The sequence below is a fragment of the Pseudazoarcus pumilus genome (assembly GCF_002872475.1).
Classification (GTDB): domain Bacteria; phylum Pseudomonadota; class Gammaproteobacteria; order Burkholderiales; family Rhodocyclaceae; genus Pseudazoarcus; species Pseudazoarcus pumilus.
In genome coordinates, this window is the sequence record NZ_CP025682.1 from 96,850 (window position 1) to 111,709 (window position 14,860).

20 protein-coding genes are annotated in these 14,860 nt (G+C 68.9%); 9 read left to right on the forward strand and 11 right to left on the reverse strand.

The genetic code is table 11. The features are described from left to right. Positions 1-14 precede the first annotated feature (14 nt). The 4 genes from C0099_RS00490 (at position 15) to C0099_RS00505 (ending at position 2,718) form a co-directional block, all read left to right on the forward strand. Positions 15-548 (forward strand): DsbE family thiol:disulfide interchange protein, encoded by a 534-nt coding sequence (locus tag C0099_RS00490; protein ID WP_102245618.1) that lies wholly within the window; start codon positions 15-17, stop codon positions 546-548. Then, positions 538-1,038 carry a cytochrome c-type biogenesis protein gene (locus tag C0099_RS00495; RefSeq protein ID WP_408634105.1) on the forward strand — a complete coding sequence of 167 codons (501 nt, stop codon included), beginning with the start codon at positions 538-540 and terminating at the stop codon, positions 1,036-1,038. Before C0099_RS00490 ends, C0099_RS00495 begins: the two co-directional genes overlap by 11 nt. Next, positions 1,035-2,264, forward strand: coding sequence for a c-type cytochrome biogenesis protein CcmI (ccmI, locus tag C0099_RS00500; protein WP_102245619.1), 1,230 nt, complete (start codon positions 1,035-1,037; stop codon positions 2,262-2,264). Before C0099_RS00495 ends, ccmI begins: the two co-directional genes overlap by 4 nt. A gap of 73 nt (positions 2,265-2,337) precedes the next feature. Further along, positions 2,338-2,718 (forward strand): hypothetical protein, encoded by a 381-nt coding sequence (locus tag C0099_RS00505; protein ID WP_102245620.1) that lies wholly within the window; start codon positions 2,338-2,340, stop codon positions 2,716-2,718. On the opposite strand, the gene alr is transcribed toward C0099_RS00505, so the two are convergent. The 4 genes from alr to C0099_RS00520 form a co-directional block, all read right to left on the reverse strand. Then, positions 2,719-3,780, reverse strand: coding sequence for an alanine racemase (gene alr / locus C0099_RS00510; protein ID WP_102245621.1), 1,062 nt, complete (start codon positions 3,778-3,780; stop codon positions 2,719-2,721). It lies immediately after the preceding gene. A 51-nt stretch (positions 3,781-3,831) separates the two neighbouring features. Continuing rightward, on the reverse strand, positions 3,832-5,340 hold the full coding sequence (locus C0099_RS00515; RefSeq protein ID WP_102245622.1) for a methyl-accepting chemotaxis protein: 1,509 nt from the start codon (positions 5,338-5,340) through the stop codon (positions 3,832-3,834). A gap of 24 nt (positions 5,341-5,364) precedes the next feature. Next, entirely contained in the window at positions 5,365-5,487 is a 123-nt protein-coding gene (locus C0099_RS16260; protein ID WP_265734825.1) for a hypothetical protein, read from the reverse strand. Positions 5,488-5,649: 162 nt separating this feature from the next. After that, the gene (locus C0099_RS00520; protein WP_102245623.1) at positions 5,650-6,462 is read right to left on the reverse strand and encodes an alpha/beta fold hydrolase; all 813 of its coding nucleotides are present in this window, start codon (positions 6,460-6,462) and stop codon (positions 5,650-5,652) included. A 344-nt stretch (positions 6,463-6,806) separates the two neighbouring features. Here C0099_RS00520 and C0099_RS00525 point away from each other — a divergent pair, with 344 nt between their 5' ends. Next, positions 6,807-7,085 (forward strand): HU family DNA-binding protein, encoded by a 279-nt coding sequence (locus C0099_RS00525; RefSeq protein WP_102245624.1) that lies wholly within the window; start codon positions 6,807-6,809, stop codon positions 7,083-7,085. A gap of 70 nt (positions 7,086-7,155) precedes the next feature. Here the strand turns inward: C0099_RS00525 and nusB are convergent, their stop codons facing one another. The 6 genes from nusB to cutA all read right to left on the reverse strand — a co-directional run bounded on the left by nusB (position 7,156) and on the right by cutA (position 12,097). After that, complete coding sequence (nusB, locus tag C0099_RS00530; protein WP_102245625.1) at positions 7,156-7,608, reverse strand: transcription antitermination factor NusB; 453 nt, start codon at positions 7,606-7,608, stop codon at positions 7,156-7,158. Then, positions 7,605-8,075: a 6,7-dimethyl-8-ribityllumazine synthase gene (gene ribH / locus C0099_RS00535; protein WP_102245626.1), complete on the reverse strand. Its 471-nt coding sequence runs from the start codon at positions 8,073-8,075 to the stop codon at positions 7,605-7,607. Before ribH ends, nusB begins: the two co-directional genes overlap by 4 nt. A gap of 36 nt (positions 8,076-8,111) precedes the next feature. Further along, complete coding sequence (gene ribBA, locus C0099_RS00540) at positions 8,112-9,200, reverse strand: bifunctional 3,4-dihydroxy-2-butanone-4-phosphate synthase/GTP cyclohydrolase II (RefSeq protein WP_102245627.1); 1,089 nt, start codon at positions 9,198-9,200, stop codon at positions 8,112-8,114. Next, entirely contained in the window at positions 9,197-9,802 is a 606-nt protein-coding gene (locus C0099_RS00545; RefSeq protein WP_102245628.1) for a riboflavin synthase, read from the reverse strand. Before C0099_RS00545 ends, ribBA begins: the two co-directional genes overlap by 4 nt. Before the next feature lie 79 nt (positions 9,803-9,881). Continuing rightward, on the reverse strand, positions 9,882-11,732 hold the full coding sequence (dsbD, locus tag C0099_RS00550; RefSeq protein ID WP_408634106.1) for a protein-disulfide reductase DsbD: 1,851 nt from the start codon (positions 11,730-11,732) through the stop codon (positions 9,882-9,884). A gap of 35 nt (positions 11,733-11,767) precedes the next feature. Beyond that, positions 11,768-12,097 (reverse strand): divalent-cation tolerance protein CutA, encoded by a 330-nt coding sequence (gene cutA, locus C0099_RS00555; RefSeq protein WP_102245630.1) that lies wholly within the window; start codon positions 12,095-12,097, stop codon positions 11,768-11,770. Positions 12,098-12,260: 163 nt separating this feature from the next. Between cutA and C0099_RS15950 the strand changes: the two genes are divergently transcribed. From C0099_RS15950 to fliW, 3 genes are read left to right on the forward strand one after another with little or no spacing between them, the layout of a single operon-like run. Further along, positions 12,261-12,671 (forward strand): DUF2802 domain-containing protein, encoded by a 411-nt coding sequence (locus tag C0099_RS15950; protein WP_164084847.1) that lies wholly within the window; start codon positions 12,261-12,263, stop codon positions 12,669-12,671. Continuing rightward, positions 12,652-13,614 carry an SPOR domain-containing protein gene (locus C0099_RS00565; protein ID WP_102245631.1) on the forward strand — a complete coding sequence of 321 codons (963 nt, stop codon included), beginning with the start codon at positions 12,652-12,654 and terminating at the stop codon, positions 13,612-13,614. The genes C0099_RS15950 and C0099_RS00565 overlap by 20 nt, the downstream gene beginning before the upstream one ends. 31 nt (positions 13,615-13,645) lie before the next feature. Then, positions 13,646-14,089: a flagellar assembly protein FliW gene (gene fliW / locus C0099_RS00570; protein WP_102245632.1), complete on the forward strand. Its 444-nt coding sequence runs from the start codon at positions 13,646-13,648 to the stop codon at positions 14,087-14,089. Positions 14,090-14,096: 7 nt separating this feature from the next. Here the strand turns inward: fliW and C0099_RS00575 are convergent, their stop codons facing one another. Further along, complete coding sequence (locus tag C0099_RS00575) at positions 14,097-14,423, reverse strand: hypothetical protein (protein ID WP_102245633.1); 327 nt, start codon at positions 14,421-14,423, stop codon at positions 14,097-14,099. A gap of 56 nt (positions 14,424-14,479) precedes the next feature. Between C0099_RS00575 and C0099_RS00580 the strand changes: the two genes are divergently transcribed. Next, entirely contained in the window at positions 14,480-14,860 is a 381-nt protein-coding gene (locus tag C0099_RS00580) for a RidA family protein (protein ID WP_102245634.1), read from the forward strand.

Sequence of the window (14,860 nt, forward strand, 5' to 3'; positions counted from 1 at the left end):
GATCTGGAATCGACATGAAAGCGAAGTTTCTCGTACCGCTGGCGATCTTCTTCGTGCTCGCCGGTTTTCTCGCCTACGGGCTGACGCTCAACCCGCGTGAAGTGCCTTCGCCGCTGGTCGGCAAGCCCGCACCGGACTTCTCGCTGCCGCGTCTGGACAAGCCCGACGAGCGCTTCGGCCTGGCCGACATGCGCGGTCAGGTGTTCCTGCTCAACGTGTGGGCCTCGTGGTGTGTGTCGTGCCGTCAGGAGCACCCGCTGCTGGTGCAGATGAAGCGCCAGGGCGTGGTGCCGGTGGTCGGGCTGAACTACAAGGATGCGCGCGCCGACGCGCTCGAATGGCTGCGCGAGGGCGGCAACCCCTATTCCGCCAACGTGATGGACGCGGACGGGCGCATCGGAATCGAGTACGGCGTCTATGGCACGCCCGAGACCTTTCTGATCGACGGCGAGGGCATCATCCGTTACAAGCACATCGGCCCGATGAACGCTGGCGTGGTGCGCGACGTGCTTATGCCCAGGATCGCGGAGCTCTCCCGTGCCGGCTGAACGCATGCGCCACCTGCTGGGCGTGCTGGCGCTGACCGTGGCCTTGCCGCTGTTCGCGCAGGGTCAGGCTCAACCACTGGCCGACGACCCGGTGCTCGAGTCGCGCGTCATCGAGCTGTCGCAGAAGCTGCGCTGCCTGGTGTGCCAGAACGAGACCATCGCCGGCTCGCGCGCGCCGTTGGCGATCGACCTGCGCAACCAGGTGCGCGAACAGCTCGCCTCCGGCAAGAGCGAGGATCAGGTGGTCGATTTCCTCGTCGAACGCTACGGCGACTTCGTCCTCTACGATCCACCCTTCAAGGCCACCACGATCCTGCTGTGGCTGGGTCCAGGCGCGCTCGCACTGCTCGGCGTGGGTGCGCTGATGGTGCGTTTGCGCCGCCGCGAGGCCGATGCCGCGACACCCCGACTGTCGTCCGACGAGCGTGCGCGTGCGCGCGAACTGCTCGGCGACGATGAAACCGAATTTCCCGAGGAGTCCCGCAAGTGAGCGTTTTCGTCCTGCTGTCCGCGATTCTCGTCGCGGGCGCGCTGTTGTTCGTCCTGCCGCCGCTACTCGGGCGCGGTGCGCGGCGGCGCGCCGATGCCGAGAAGCGAGCCCAGGCCGAGGTCGCGATCGCGGTGCTGCGTGAACAGCTCGCCGATCTCAAGGCCGAGCATGCGGCGGGACGCGTCGACGACGAGGCCTTTGCGCGCAATCGCGCCGAACTCGAGGCGCGCGTGCTCGAGGAAGGGCAGTTCGTCGAGAGCGATGCCGACGTTCGGCCGTCCAAGGCGTGGGCCATCGCCATGGTGCTTGCCGTGCCGCTGCTTGCGGTGCTGGTCTATGGCGCGATCGGCGAGCCCGCCGCGCTCGACCCCGAGGCGCGGGTGGCGCAGGCCGAAGCGCCCGCCGAGCAGCTCACCCCGGAGCAGATTTCCGGCCTGGTCGCGCAGCTGGCCGACCGGCTTGCCGAGGATCCGTCCGACGAGACCGGCTGGGCGATGCTCGCGCGCTCCTACACCATGCTCGGCGAGTTCGAGCGCGCGCAGGCCACCTGGGAGCGCATTGGCGCGAACATCCCCGACAATGCGATGCTCATGGCCGACTGGGCCGATCTGCTGGTGGCCGCGCAGCAGGGTGACTTCGAGGGTGAGCCGCGGCGCCTGATCGAGCGCGCGCTGGAACTCGAGCCGGACAACTTCAAGGCGCTCGCGCTGGCCGGCGCGGCTGCCTTCGAGCGCGAGGACTACCCGACCGCGTCGAGCTACTGGGAGCGCATCCTCGAGCAGGTGCCGCGCGAGGATGCGGCCTACGCTTCGGTGGTCGCGAGCATCAACGAGGCGCGCTCGCGCGGCGGAATGGAACTCATGGACGCGCCCGATCTGCCCGCTGCGCCGGCGCCGGTGACGCTGGCCGGGCAGGTGCGTCTGGCCGCCGAGTCGCCCGCGGCCCTGCCGCCACAGGCGACGGCCTTCGTGTTCGTACGCGCGCCCGAAGGCGGCATGCCGTTCGCGGCGATCCGCTTCCCGGCCGCCGATCTGCCGACCACCTTCGACTTTTCCGGCGCGGCGCGCATGAACGATGCCCCGTTGCCCGATGAACTCATGCTCTTCGCGCGCGTGTCGATGTCCGGCGAGGCCGCACCGCAACCGGGGGATCTGGAGGCCACGCCGGTCACTGTGGCCCCGGATGCGAGCGGAGTGGTACTGGTCATCGACCGGGTGCGCGAATAGGCGTGTCCGCGGCACGGGGCGTGCCCGCTGCGCAGCGGGCGTATCATCGCAGTTCGACTTCGGAGGATCGAAGATGAAACGACTCGCCACCATTCTGGGAAGTGTTCTCCTGACGGCCTCTGCCCATGCGCAGTCGCCCGCCATCACGCTGGTCTGCGGCGGCATCGGATTCGAGCAATCGCAGCCGATGCTCGCCGCGCAGGGCGCGCATGCGCTGACCATCGTGTTCGCGACGCAATCGGGCAGCTATGTCGCCGGCGCGAAGACGCTGGTCGCTGATCCGCTGGCCGACGTATCGGCCACCCACGATGCCTGCGGCCCCATCGGCCAGGTCGACGTCGCGCAGCCAGGTCGCTATCGCGTCACCGCCACCCTCGACGGCGCGGTGCGCGAACAATGGGTGGATCTCGCGCCGCGCGGCGGCGCGAGAATCGTGCTGCGCTGGCCGGACTGATCAGCCGCGATACTCGAAGCGCGCGCGCTTGACGTTGCACAGCACCTCGTAGGCGATGGTGCCGGCCGCCTGCGCCACGCGGTTGACCGGTACCTGCGGTCCCCACAGCTCGACGCGGCTGCCGGGGCCGGCGCCGGGAACATCGGTCAGATCGACCGTCAGCAAGTCCATCGACACGCGTCCGGCGAGCCGCGCCGGCATGCCGTCGACGGCCACCGGCGTGCCGTCGCGCGTGCTGCGCGGATAACCGTCGGCATAGCCCATCGCCACCAGTCCCAGGCGTGTGGGCCGTGAAGTTACGAAGCGCGCGCCGTAGCCCACGGGCGTGCCGGCCGGCACCTCGCGTACCGAGATCACCTCGCTCTCCAGCGTCATCACCGCGCGCAGGCCGCTGGCCTCGTCGGGCATCGGATCGGCGCCGTACAGCAGGATGCCCGCCCGCCCCCAGTCCGCGTGGGTGGACGGCCAGCCGAGGGTGGCGGGGGAGTTCGACAGGCTGCGCGGACCTTCGAGCCCGGCGATGGCCGCGTCGAAGGTGGCGACCTGTTCGTCGGTGGTGATCACCTGCGGTTCGTCGGCGCGTGCCAGATGCGTCATCAGCGTGATTTCGCCGACATTGCCCGAGTCGCGCAGGCGCAGCCATGCGGCGCGCACGTCCTCGGGCTCGAAGCCTGCGCGGTTCATGCCGGTGTTGAGTTTTAGCCACACGTCGATCGGCTGCGGCAGGTCGGCCGCATCGAACATCGCCAGCTGGCCGGCGTGATGCACCACCGGCCACAGGTCGAAGGCCGCGGCGCGCTGCACCTCCTCGGTCGAGAATGGCCCTTCGAGCAACAGGATGGGGCGCAGGATGCCGGCCTCACGCAGCACCATGGCCTCGTCGATGAAGGCCACCGCGAAGGCGTCGGCCTCGTCCTCGAGCGCGCGCGCGCACTGCACCGCGCCGTGGCCGTAGGCATTGGCCTTGATCACGGCGAGCATGCGCGCGCCGTGGCGCGCACGCGCGAGGCGGTAGTTGTGACGCAGCGCGTCGAGGTCGATCAGGGCGCGGGCGGGTCTCATGGCGAACGCGGTGGTTTTCGCCCTACTGTGCCACAAGCACCGTCGAGCGGGTCAGTCGATGTGGAAGCGGTCGACCGCACGTACCAGCGTGCCCGACGCGCCATCGAGGGCGAGCGCCTCGCCGTTGACCTCGCGCGCGGCTTCGGCGCAGCCGGCCGAGAGCTTGTCCACCTCCGCCACGCTGCCGGCCAGCTGGCGCGTCGCCGCCAGTTGCTGGCGCAGCGTGTCGGCGATGTCGGCGATGACCTCGGTGACGCGCTGCGACTCATCGGTGATGTGCACGATGGTCGCTTCGGCTTCGCCGGCCTGGGTGGTGCCGGCCGAGGCGCGCTCGACCGCTTCGGCGATGCGTTCGAGCGCACGCGTGCGGCTGGCGTCGATGTCCTCGATCATGCGTCCGATGTCGCCGGTGGCGACCGAGGTGCGTTCGGCGAGCTTGCGTACCTCGTCGGCGACGACCGCGAAGCCACGCCCCTGCTCGCCGGCGCGCGCGGCCTCGATGGCGGCGTTGAGCGCGAGCAGGTTGGTCTGGTCGGCGATGTCGCGGATCAGGTGCACCATCTCGGCAACACGCTCGCTGCGCGCGCCGAGCTCCTCCACGCTGGAGGCCGACTGACGGATGGAGCGCTCGATCGCGCCGATGTTCTCGATCGAGGCGCGCACCACGGTGCTGCCCTCACGCGCGAGGCGACCCGAATGCTCGGCCGCCTGGTGCGCTTCGCCGGCGTGCTCGGCATGGGCCGAGACTTCGCGCTCCATGTCGGCGATCGATGTGGTCAGACGCGAGGTTTCATCGTGCTGGCGCTGCATCAGGCGCTCGACGTCGGTGGACACCCCCTTGAGACGGTCCACCGTGGCGGACACCGCGCCGGAGCTGTGGCGCACGTCGCGGATCGTCGCCGCCAGCGCCTTGCGCATCGTCTCCACGGTCGCGAGCAGGGCGGAGCCGCCTTCCTGAGCGACCGGCACGCACAGCTCGCCCTGGCCGATGGCCTCAGCCGCGGACGCCACGCGCGCCGCTTCCAGCGCCTCCCGGCGCAGACGCACGGCGAGATACATGAGCACGCCGGCTTCGGCGACCACATAGGCCGCGTGCAGCGCCACGCGCCACAGTGATGCGCCGCTGTCGAAGATCAGGATGCCGCCCCAGTTGGCCGCCTGGAGGTAGTTGAACCCCAGGTGATGCACCGCGATCAGCACGGCCGCGGCGAACACCGGGCGCCAGTCGCGGTAGTAGAGCAGGAAGGCAAGCAGCACGAAGATGCCGAAGTGCGCCTCCATCATGCCGCGCGACTGCTGGATGGTCAGTGCCGCGAACACCATCAGCGCACAGGCCACGGCGATGCGGCTGGCGAGCGAGCCCGGCGCGGCACGCTGGATCAGCACCGGCACGACCAGCGCCGGCGCCCCCACGGCCAGCGCCAGCTGCCAGGTGTCGGTGGCGGCGGCCACGCCAAGCGAGATGGCCAGCAGGGCGACGAGGGTGAGCAGCAACAGCCGGTCGGCCTGGACGCGATACGGAAGGAGGACGCGCTCGGCGTCCGATGCGGCGTGAGTCATGGTCGAACTCCGGCGAACGTCGGCTCAGCGCGCGACGCAGATATCCCCGGGAGGCGTGGTTGCGGCGGCGCAGCCGAGCACGGTCGCGCTGTAGCCGATCCACAGCACGAGCACGGTCCAGATCCACAGACGTGGGGCACGGGCCATTCGGTCACTCTCCCAGTGGGCAATCGGAGCGGAATGTTCCGATGTGCTTGTTGACGGCACCGCCAGGCCAAACCTGAGTGCCCTGAGAACTGCGTCGAACTGACATGGCAGATGCCGGATTGGTTCCGCAGGGCTGCCCAAAGCCAGGCGGCTTAGGGCCGCTCAGCCGGTGTCGCGCAGGAAGGCGATGATCGCCTCGTAGGCGTCGGGAGACCCGCCGAGCATCGTGTGGTGGGCACCGGGCACGACGATCATGCGTGCATCGGGGATCGCCGCGGCGAGTCTCGCGACGAACTCGCGCGGCGCCTGGCCGTCGCGTTCTCCGGCGATGACCAGCGTCGGGTTCTGGATGCGGTGCAGGCGATCGAAACAGTCGTGCTGCGCGCGTGCCGCGAGCTGGCGGCGTTTGCCTGTCTCCAGTGCCACGTCGTCGGCACGGCGCGCGGCGAGGATCATGCGCTCGCGGATCAGGCGCGCGGCCTCGGCCGGGTTGGCCGCCTGCCACTCGGGCGTGAAGGCCAGGTCCATGACTTCGAGCCCGCGGCGCGCGCGCGTCTCGGGATCGAGGTCGAGGAATTCCTGGATGGGGTAGGACGAGCCGCCCGCGCCGCCCGAGGTGGCACCGGCCAGCACCAGGCGGCGTACCCGTTCCGGATGGCGGATCGCCAGCTCCTGCGCGACCATGCCGCCGAAGGAGAAGCCCACTACGTGGGCCGAGCCCAGGCCCAGCGCGTCGAGGATGCCGAGCGCGTCCTCGGCGTAGTCGGCCATCGAGTACTCGATGTCGGGCTTGTCGCTCTGGCCCATGCCGCGCTGGTCGAAGAGGATCACCTCGAAGTGTTTCGCGAGCGGGCCGTCGAGCGGATTGGGGCGGTCGCGCAGGTCCCAGCCCGTGCCGCCGAGGAACAGCACCGGATCGCCGCTGCCGCGGCGTTCGAGACAGAAATTGAGGCCGTTGGCACGGACGAACTGCATGGAATGACTCCCGATGGCGATGACTCGAGACGCTATCCTAAGACGCTGCGGGCATGCACGCCAATCGGGCCGGCGTCTCGCGGATGCCGCAAATGCCGCTGTAATCGGCCCTGTTACGAAAAAAGGGCTTGTGTGTTGGAAACGGCTTGGGCAGACTGTTCCTGCCGGAAATTCAGTCGCAAGCAAGGATCCGGGTGGGATTGGACGCGCGGCGCAAGGTGCGCTGGAGCACGAGGGGGCACCGAGCAGCACGTGCCTGCCGCGATACCGGAATCCCGAGTTCAGCCCGATGCCCTTGCTGGATAACGGTTTTCAAAACTCACACAAATCGATCGAGGATAAGCATGAATAAAGGTGAATTTGTCGAAGCCCTGGCTGACCGCATGGATGTCTCCCGCGCTCAAGCCGACCGCGCCCTGTCCGCCGTTCTGGATCTGATCACCGAGCGCATGGCCAAGGGCGAGAAAGTGGCCTTCACGGGCTTCGGTTCCTTCGAGGTGTCCTCGCGCGCCGCGCGCACCGGCCGCAACCCGCAGACCGGCGCGTCGATCGAGATCGCAGCCTCCAAGGTTCCCAAGTTCTCCGCCGGCGCCTCGCTCAAGAACAGCGTCAACGGCAAGTAATCACCGCCTGCGCTGTACGCAAAAGGCCCCGCTTTGCGGGGCCTTTTGCTTGTGATGCGCCGACTTTCGTTCAGGACTGGCCGCGCGCCTTGCGCGCCGCCTCGACCTCCACGCAGCGCAGTTGCGCGGCGAGGCGGTCGAGCACGCCGTTGACGAAGCGGTGGCCGTCGGTGCCGCCGTATTCCTTGGCCAGTTCGATGGCCTCGTTGATCACCACGCGGTAGGGCGTGTCGAGGTCGTTCTTCAGTTCCTGCGTGCCGATCAGCAGGATGGCGTGCTCGACCGGCGAGAGCTCGTCCACGCCGCGGTGGATGAACGGCGCGAAGTCGGCGCGCAGCGCCTCGGCATTGGCCACCGTCGCGCGCAACACGCGCGTGAAGAATTCCTGGTCGGCCTGCTCGAAGCCACCCACCTGCGAGATGTGATCCTCAATCATCGCGATCGAGTTGTCCGAGAGCAGCCATTGATAGACGCCCTGCAGCGCGAATTCGCGCGCGCGCCGACGTGCAGCCTTGCCGTTCATCGCAGTGCCTTGAGCAGATTGGCCATCTCGACGGCGGCACGCGCGCAGTCCGCGCCCTTCTCGCGCACACGCGCCAGCGCCTGGTCGTCGTCCTCGGTGGTGAGCACGCCGTTGGCGATCGGCATTCCGGTGTCCAGCCCCACGCGGTTGATGCCGGCCGCCATCTCGTTGGCGACGATCTCGAAATGATAGGTCTCGCCGCGAATCACCGCACCCAGGGCGACGAGCGCATCGAAGCGCCCCGAGCGCGCCATGGTCTGCAGCACCAGCGGGATTTCGAGCGCGCCGGGCACGCTGGCGATGCGCATCGATGCGGCCGGCACGCCCAGGCGGCGCAACTCGTCGGTGCACGCGGCAAGCAGACCCTCGCATACATCGGGATTGAAGCGCGCGGTGACGATGCCGATGCGCAGTTCGGCGCCGTCGAGGCCGGATTCGATTTCGGGAATGTCGTGGTAGCGGGACATGGGACTTCCTGTGGAGGCGGGCCGGGGCCCGGCGCTTCAGTCGGGATCGACGAAGCCGGTGATCTCGAGACCGAAGCCGGTCATGCTGGGAATCTTCTGCGGGTTGGCCATCAGACGCATGCGGCCCACACCCAGATCGCGCAGGATCTGCGCGCCGACGCCGAACAGGCGCGGATCCCAGCGTGCGGCGGGGCGCTCGGTGCCCCGCAGGCCGGCGAGCAGGTCGCGACCCGATTGCGGACGGTACAGCAGCACCACCACGCCGGCCGGTTCGGCGGCGATGCGGGCCAGTGCCTCGTTGATCGGGAAGCTGTGCTGGCCGCTCTCAGGGTCGAGGAAATCGACCACGGAAATCGGCTCATGCACGCGCACCAGGGTGTCGCGCTCGGCATGGATGTCGCCGTGGGTCAGCGCGAAATGCACGTCGCCCGAGGTGCGGTCCTCGAAGGCGGCCAGCCGGAAGTTGCCCTGCGGCGTGACGACGTCCTTCTCGGTCACCCGCGTGACCAGGGACTCGTTGGCGGCGCGGTATTCGATCAGGTCGCGGATGGCGCCGATCTTCAGGCCATGTTGCTGCGCGAACGGCACCAGGTCCGGCAGGCGCGCCATGGTGCCGTCGTCCTTGAGGATCTCGCAGATCACCGCGGCCGGTTCCAGCCCGGCCAGATGCGCCAGATCGCAACCCGCCTCGGTGTGGCCGGCGCGGATCAGCACGCCGCCCGGCTGCGCGCGCAGCGGGAAGATGTGACCGGGCTGGACGATGTCGTCGGGGCGCGCGGCGCGCGTCACGGCCGCCTGCACCGTGCGTGCGCGGTCGTGTGCAGAGATGCCGGTGGTCACGCCCTCGGCGGCCTCGATCGACATCGTGAAGGCGGTGGAATAGGGCGAGCGGTTGTCGCGCACCATCAGTTCCAGTCCGAGCTGATTGCAGCGCTGCTCGGTCAGCGTCAGGCAGATCAGGCCGCGGCCATAGCGCGCCATGAAGTTGATCGCCTCGGGCGTGACGTGTTCGGCGGCGAGCACCAGGTCGCCCTCGTTCTCGCGGTCTTCCTCGTCGACCAGCACCACCATGCGGCCGGCGCGGATGTCCTCGATGATTTCATTGGTGGGTGAGAGCGCGCTCATGCTGCTTGCTCCTCGCGCCAGGCCTGCATGCGCTCGACGTAGCGTGCGATCAGGTCGATTTCCAGATTCACCGTGCTGCCCGCCTTCAGATGCTTGAGGTTGGTCACCGCCACCGTATGCGGGATCAGATTGATCGAAAAGTCCGTGCGCTCGACCCGATTGACCGTCAGGCTCACGCCGTTGACGGTGATCGAACCCTTGCGCGCGATGTAGCCGGCCAGGGCCTGCGGTGCGCGGATCACCAGCTCGTGGCTCTCGCCGACCGGCGCGAAACGCAGCACCTCGCCCACGCCGTCCACATGCCCGGTCACCAGATGGCCGCCGAGACGGTCGGCCAGGCGCAATGCCTTTTCCAGATTGACCTCGTTGCCGACCGCATCCAGCCCCGCGGTGCATTCGAGCGTCTCGCGCGAGACGTCGAAGCGCATGCAGCTGTCGTCGATGGCGACCACGGTCAGGCACACGCCGCTGTTGGCGATGCTGTCGCCGATGACGACGTCGGACAGATCGAGTTCGGGGGCGTCGACCACCAGGCGCACGCCCTGGGCGAGCGGCGCGAGTTCGACGATACGGCCGCAGGCGGCCACGATTCCGGAAAACATGGGATGGGGTTCTTCAAAGCGCAAGGCGCGATTGTATGCGAAAACAGGGCGTTGGCCGAATCCGACCGGCCGGTGCGCGTCAGTTCAGCGCGCGATCGAGGATCTCGCCGAACGGGCCGGCACGCATGAAACCGACCACACGCAGCCCGTCGATCTCCCGTCCGTCGGGATCGAAGAAGACGATGCCGGGCGGGCCGAACAGGTCGAAGCGCGCCAGCAGCGCCTTGTCGGCGTCATTGTTGGCGGTGACGTCGGCCTTGAGCAGCAACATGCGGCTCATGCGCTCGGCCACCGCCGGGTCGGAGAAGGTGAAACGCTCCATCTCCTTGCACGAGACGCACCAGTCGGCGTAGAAATCCAGCATCACCGGGCGATCGGCCGAGGCCAGGCGTGTCTGCAGTTCGGCGACCGAGGTCACGCGCTCGAAGCGCGCCTGTTGCACTTGGGTCGCGGCGCCGCTGCGCAGCACGGACAGCGGCTGCAGCGGATCGCGGGAGCCGGCGAGCAGGCCGATGAGCATGGCCGCGCCAGCGATCAGCAACATCACGCCCAGGCCCTTCCAGAAGCGGCGCCAGCCGCCGGCATGGGTGGGGAGCGGATCGAGCGCGTGCAGGAAGATGCCGGAGAAGCCCAGCAGAAGCGCCCAGCCGAGCATCGTCGCGGCCGCCGGGATCACCGGCGAGATCAGCCACAGCGCCACCGCCAGCAGCATCACGCCGAAGGCCTTCTTGACGCCTTCCATCCACGGTCCGATCCTGGGCAGCAGCGAGCGCGTGCCCACGCCCACCGCGATCAGCGGTGCACCCATGCCCAGCGCCATCACGAACAGCGCTGCGCCGCCCAGCACCGCGTCGCCGGTCTGCGCGATGTAGAGCAGTGCGCCGGCCAGCGGCGCGGCCACGCAGGGACCCACGATGAGCGCCGAGAGCACGCCCATCGTGACCACGCCGCCCAGGCTTCCGCCCTTCTGATGGCTGGCGGTCGACGACAGCCGGCTTTGCAGCGCGCTGGGCATCTGCAGTTCATAGAAGCCGAACATCGACAGCGCGAGCAGCACGAACACCACCGCGAAACTGCCCAGCACCCACACGTTCTGCAGCGCTGCGGCCAGCAGCGTGCCCGACAGTCCGGCCGCCACGCCGGCCGCCGCATAGGTCACCGCCATGCCCAGCACGAAGGCCAGCGACAGCACGCCGGCGCGTGCGTGGCTGACGTGATGGCCCTGGCCGACGATGATGCCCGACAGGATGGGGATCATCGGGAAGGTACACGGCGTGAACGCCAGCAGCAGTCCGAAGCCGAAGAAGCTCGCCAGCACCAGCGCCGGGCTGGCGTCGCCGAGCAGGCGTGCGATGCGTCCGCTCTCGTCGCCGCTTGCGGATGCCGCGACCGTGCGCGCAGGCGCGGCGGCCGCCTGCGATTGCCCGGAGGACGCCGGCGAGGGCGAGAGTGCGCGGCCGAGCAGATCGCCGCCGCCATCCGTGGCGGGTTCCAGGGCGACGGTGAGTACGCGCGTTTCGGGCGGATAGCAGATCCCGCCGTCCCAGCAGCCCTGGCTCTTCACTTCCAGTTCGAAGCTGCGCATGTCCGCCGGCGCCGACACCGGCACGAGCACGTCGAGCCGCCCGCGGTGGATCACCGTGCCGCCGAAGAACTCGTCCTCGTAGGTCTCGCCCGGCGGCACTTCGGGCGTGCCGAGCGTGACGCCGTCGCTCAGCGCGGCGAAGCCGAGCTTGTCGTCATACAGGTAGTAGTCGCGGCGGATGTCGAAGCGAAGCTCGACGGTGTCGGCGGTGAGCATGCGCGCCGACAGCGGAAAGGCCTTTTCCGGCTCGACCGGATCGGCGAGCGCGGACGGCGCGGCGAAGAACACTGCGAGCAGCAGCGCGAAACAGCGGAACAGGATCATGGGGGAGGGCAAAGAGGGCATCGTGCGGGCTTGGAGCAGCGCGGGCGGTGAAGCGTTCAATCGGCGTCGGGCGCGGTCTCGGCGGCCGCCCAGGCGAGGTAGTCCGGCAGGCCGGCGGCGACCGGCAGTGCGAGGATCTCGGGAACCTCGGCCGGATGCAACGCGACCAGAGCGCGTTCGAGTTCGGCGTAGCGCGCCCGTGTGGACTTGATCAGCAGTGGCACTTCGGCGTCGTCCTCGATCGCGCCCTGCCAGCGATAGACCGAGCGGCACGGCGCGAGCACATTGACGCAGGCGGCCAGGCGCGCTTCGACCAGACGGCGGGCGATCGTCGCGGCGGTATCGGCGTCGGGCACATTGGTGAGTACGACCAGAGTCTCGTTCATTGCATCCGCACAGCGTATTCGAAACCGCTTATTCTCCCAGAAACCGCTCGCCATTGTCGCAGGCTGTCGGCGGCATTATCATCCGGACATATTTTTCCACCGCGCCGCACGTGGCGCAGCCGCTCCCCGGGCCCTCGGCCCACCATTCGCGAGGAGAACAGGCGTGCGAGAAGTGTTGTGGGTTCTGATCGGCGCGCTCTCCGGCTATGTTCTCTATCAGCTCTGGCGATACGTGGTGCTGCGGCGCCAACCGGTCGCCGAAGTCCCGTTCCAGGCCGCGCTTGATGCCACATCATTGCGTCACGAGATCGATTCGCTGCGCGAAGACCTTGCGCATCAGCGTTCCACCCTGGTCGCGTTGTCCCAGACGCTCGACGACCTGAAGGAGCAGGTCGAGTCCGTCAGCGTCGCGCAGGGCATCTCGCCCGAGTACAACGAGGCGCTGGTTTGCGCGCGGCGCGGGCTCGGTGTCGAGGCCATCGCCGAGCGCTGCGGCATCTCGGTGGCGGAGGCCGAGCTGGTGCGTTCGCTGGCCGAGCGCCAGGGAGAGCCCGATGATGAATCTCGGGGCTGAATACGGCCTGGGCGCCGACACGACGCGCGGTGCGCTGCTGCGTGCGGCCGTCGGCAGTCTCGTTCTGATCGCCTTGCTGGTCGTCGCGACCGGCGATGACGAAAAGGACCCGACGCGCACGCTCAATACGCCGCAAGCCTCGCCGTCGGCGCTTCCGGCGCCGATTGCGGCCGAGCCGGATGCATCGGGCGATGGCGACACGGCCGCGGTGCCCGGCGCACCGGTATCGGCCCAGGGTGCACCGAGCAGCGAGCCACCGCGCGCGGACGCGCTTGCCTCCGCGGAGGCGATGCCCGGCGAGACGAGCGAGCCGGCCGCGATCGAAGCGCCGGCGGATGCAGCGGCCCCGACCTCCGGAACAGCGCAGGCCCGGCCTGAGCCCGAGACCAAACGCGAGCCCGAACCCGAGCCTTCCGGCCCGACGAAGCTGGCCCCCCGTCCGCCCGCCATCGCCGTGGCCGACGCGCCCATCGTCACCGTCATTCCGACCGATGCCGCGTCCGGCCCGGACGACCCGCCGCCTCCGCCGCCGGTACCGGCGGTCGACGACCATCGTGTGCGTCTGGGCGGCTTCATGCCGATCAGCGACGCGCGCGCGCTGCAGCAGGCTTCGGCCGACGCGGGCTATCCGGCGCGTGTGCTCCATCGCGTCCTGCTCGGCCCCTTCGCTGCGCGTGCCGAAGCCCGCAGTGCGCGCTCGGGCACGCGTGGCATCCTGATCGGCGGTGGCGACGAGTGGTGGGTGCAGCTCGGCGTGTTCGCCGACGCCGACAATGCCGAGGGGCTGCGTGAGAAGATGTCGGCCGAGGGGCGTGCGGCGGTCGTGCAGGGGCGCGTCGATCTGGGGCCGTTCGCCGGGCGTGCGGCAGCCGAGCAGGTGCTGGTCGCGGTACGCAGTGCACTTGGGCGTCCGCTGGAGCAAGCCCGCATCGTCGCGCCGTGACGATGCGGCGAAACAACCGAGAGGAGTTCGCATGAAGATCGAAAGTCCGGTGCTCGGCACGCTTGAAATCGCCGAAGACAAACTCATCGAGTTTCCCAACGGCCTGTCCGGTTTCGAGGATCTTCGGCGTTTCGCGCTGCTGCACGACGAAGAAGCCGGGACGCCCGGCCTGCACCTGCTGCTGGCCGTCGATTCGCCGGATCTCGTGTTCTCGGTCACCGAACCGGCCAACATCTCGGTGCATTACGAGCTGTCCCTGACCGACGAGGAATCGGCGGCGATCGGGCTGGACGACCCGTCCGGTGCGATCGTGCTGGTGATCCTGCGCCGCACCGAGGCCGATCCGGACAAGCCGGAGACGGCCGGCCTCATGGCCAACTACATGGCGCCACTGGTGCTCAATCTGGCCACGCGCCGCGGCCTGCAGAAGGTCATGACGCGCGTCGACTGCGAGGTCACGCTGCGTTCGGTGTGAGCGGGGCTCAGAGCGCTCCGAGCCGCTTTTCGACGCGGCGCGCGAACACCGTCATCTCCTTTTCGGCCTGACGGTCGCCACGTTTCGCGGCCACGGCGATACCCTCGCGCCAGGCCGCCAGCGCGCCGGCGTCGTCGCCGGCCTTCTCCAGCGCCTTGCCCAGTCCCTTCCATGCGGCCGAGAGCGTCGCGTCGAAGCCCAGCGCGTCGCGGTAGTGATGCGCCGCGCGAGCCGCGTCCTCCTCCAGCCAGGCATTGCCCAGCGACATGCGCAGCAGCGCGCCGTCACGCGGCCCGCCGACCAGCTTCTGCAGATTCTCGATCATCGGTTTCATCTCGCCTCCCGGTTTAGAATCGGGCTGTTTGCATGCATTCGAAGAGGATACCGAAGATGAGTCGCAGCATCGTTTCCACGCCGGCCGCGCCGACCGCGATCGGCACCTATTCGCAGGCCGTGCGCGCCGGCAACACCGTATACATGTCCGGCCAGATCGGTCTGGACCCGGACACCATGGAGCTGGTCGACGGTTTCGAGGCCCAGGCCGTGCGCGTGTTCGACAACCTCAAGGCGGTGGCCGAGGCCTCCGGCGGTTCGCTCGACAGGGCCGTACGCCTGACCATCTATCTGGTCGATCTGGAGAACTTCGGCCAGGTCAACGAGATCATGTCGCGTTATTTCGAGGAGCCTTATCCCGCACGCGCCGCGGTCGGCGTGAAGTCGCTGCCGCGCGGCGCGCTGGTCGAGGCCGACGCCATTCTCGTGCTCGACTGA

Coding starts and splice junctions, on each gene's coding strand:
- C0099_RS00515 (WP_102245622.1), bottom strand. CDS start 5,340: ATGACTCACGCCGCATCGGACGCCGAGCGCGTCCTCCTTCCGTATCGC.
- nusB (WP_102245625.1), bottom strand. CDS start 7,608: ATGAACGGCAAGGCTGCACGTCGGCGCGCGCGCGAATTCGCGCTGCAG.
- cutA (WP_102245630.1), bottom strand. CDS start 12,097: ATGAACGAGACTCTGGTCGTACTCACCAATGTGCCCGACGCCGATACC.
- ribH (WP_102245626.1), bottom strand. CDS start 8,075: ATGTCCCGCTACCACGACATTCCCGAAATCGAATCCGGCCTCGACGGC.
- C0099_RS00565 (WP_102245631.1), top strand. CDS start 12,652: ATGATGAATCTCGGGGCTGAATACGGCCTGGGCGCCGACACGACGCGC.
- C0099_RS00545 (WP_102245628.1), bottom strand. CDS start 9,802: ATGTTTTCCGGAATCGTGGCCGCCTGCGGCCGTATCGTCGAACTCGCG.
- C0099_RS00505 (WP_102245620.1), top strand. CDS start 2,338: ATGAAACGACTCGCCACCATTCTGGGAAGTGTTCTCCTGACGGCCTCT.
- C0099_RS00520 (WP_102245623.1), bottom strand. CDS start 6,462: ATGCAGTTCGTCCGTGCCAACGGCCTCAATTTCTGTCTCGAACGCCGC.
- C0099_RS00525 (WP_102245624.1), top strand. CDS start 6,807: ATGAATAAAGGTGAATTTGTCGAAGCCCTGGCTGACCGCATGGATGTC.
- alr (WP_102245621.1), bottom strand. CDS start 3,780: ATGAGACCCGCCCGCGCCCTGATCGACCTCGACGCGCTGCGTCACAAC.
- C0099_RS00575 (WP_102245633.1), bottom strand. CDS start 14,423: ATGAAACCGATGATCGAGAATCTGCAGAAGCTGGTCGGCGGGCCGCGT.
- C0099_RS00580 (WP_102245634.1), top strand. CDS start 14,480: ATGAGTCGCAGCATCGTTTCCACGCCGGCCGCGCCGACCGCGATCGGC.
- fliW (WP_102245632.1), top strand. CDS start 13,646: ATGAAGATCGAAAGTCCGGTGCTCGGCACGCTTGAAATCGCCGAAGAC.
- ribBA (WP_102245627.1), bottom strand. CDS start 9,200: ATGAGCGCGCTCTCACCCACCAATGAAATCATCGAGGACATCCGCGCC.
- C0099_RS16260 (WP_265734825.1), bottom strand. CDS start 5,487: ATGGCCCGTGCCCCACGTCTGTGGATCTGGACCGTGCTCGTGCTGTGG.
- dsbD (WP_408634106.1), bottom strand. CDS start 11,732: ATGCCCTCTTTGCCCTCCCCCATGATCCTGTTCCGCTGTTTCGCGCTG.
- C0099_RS00490 (WP_102245618.1), top strand. CDS start 15: ATGAAAGCGAAGTTTCTCGTACCGCTGGCGATCTTCTTCGTGCTCGCC.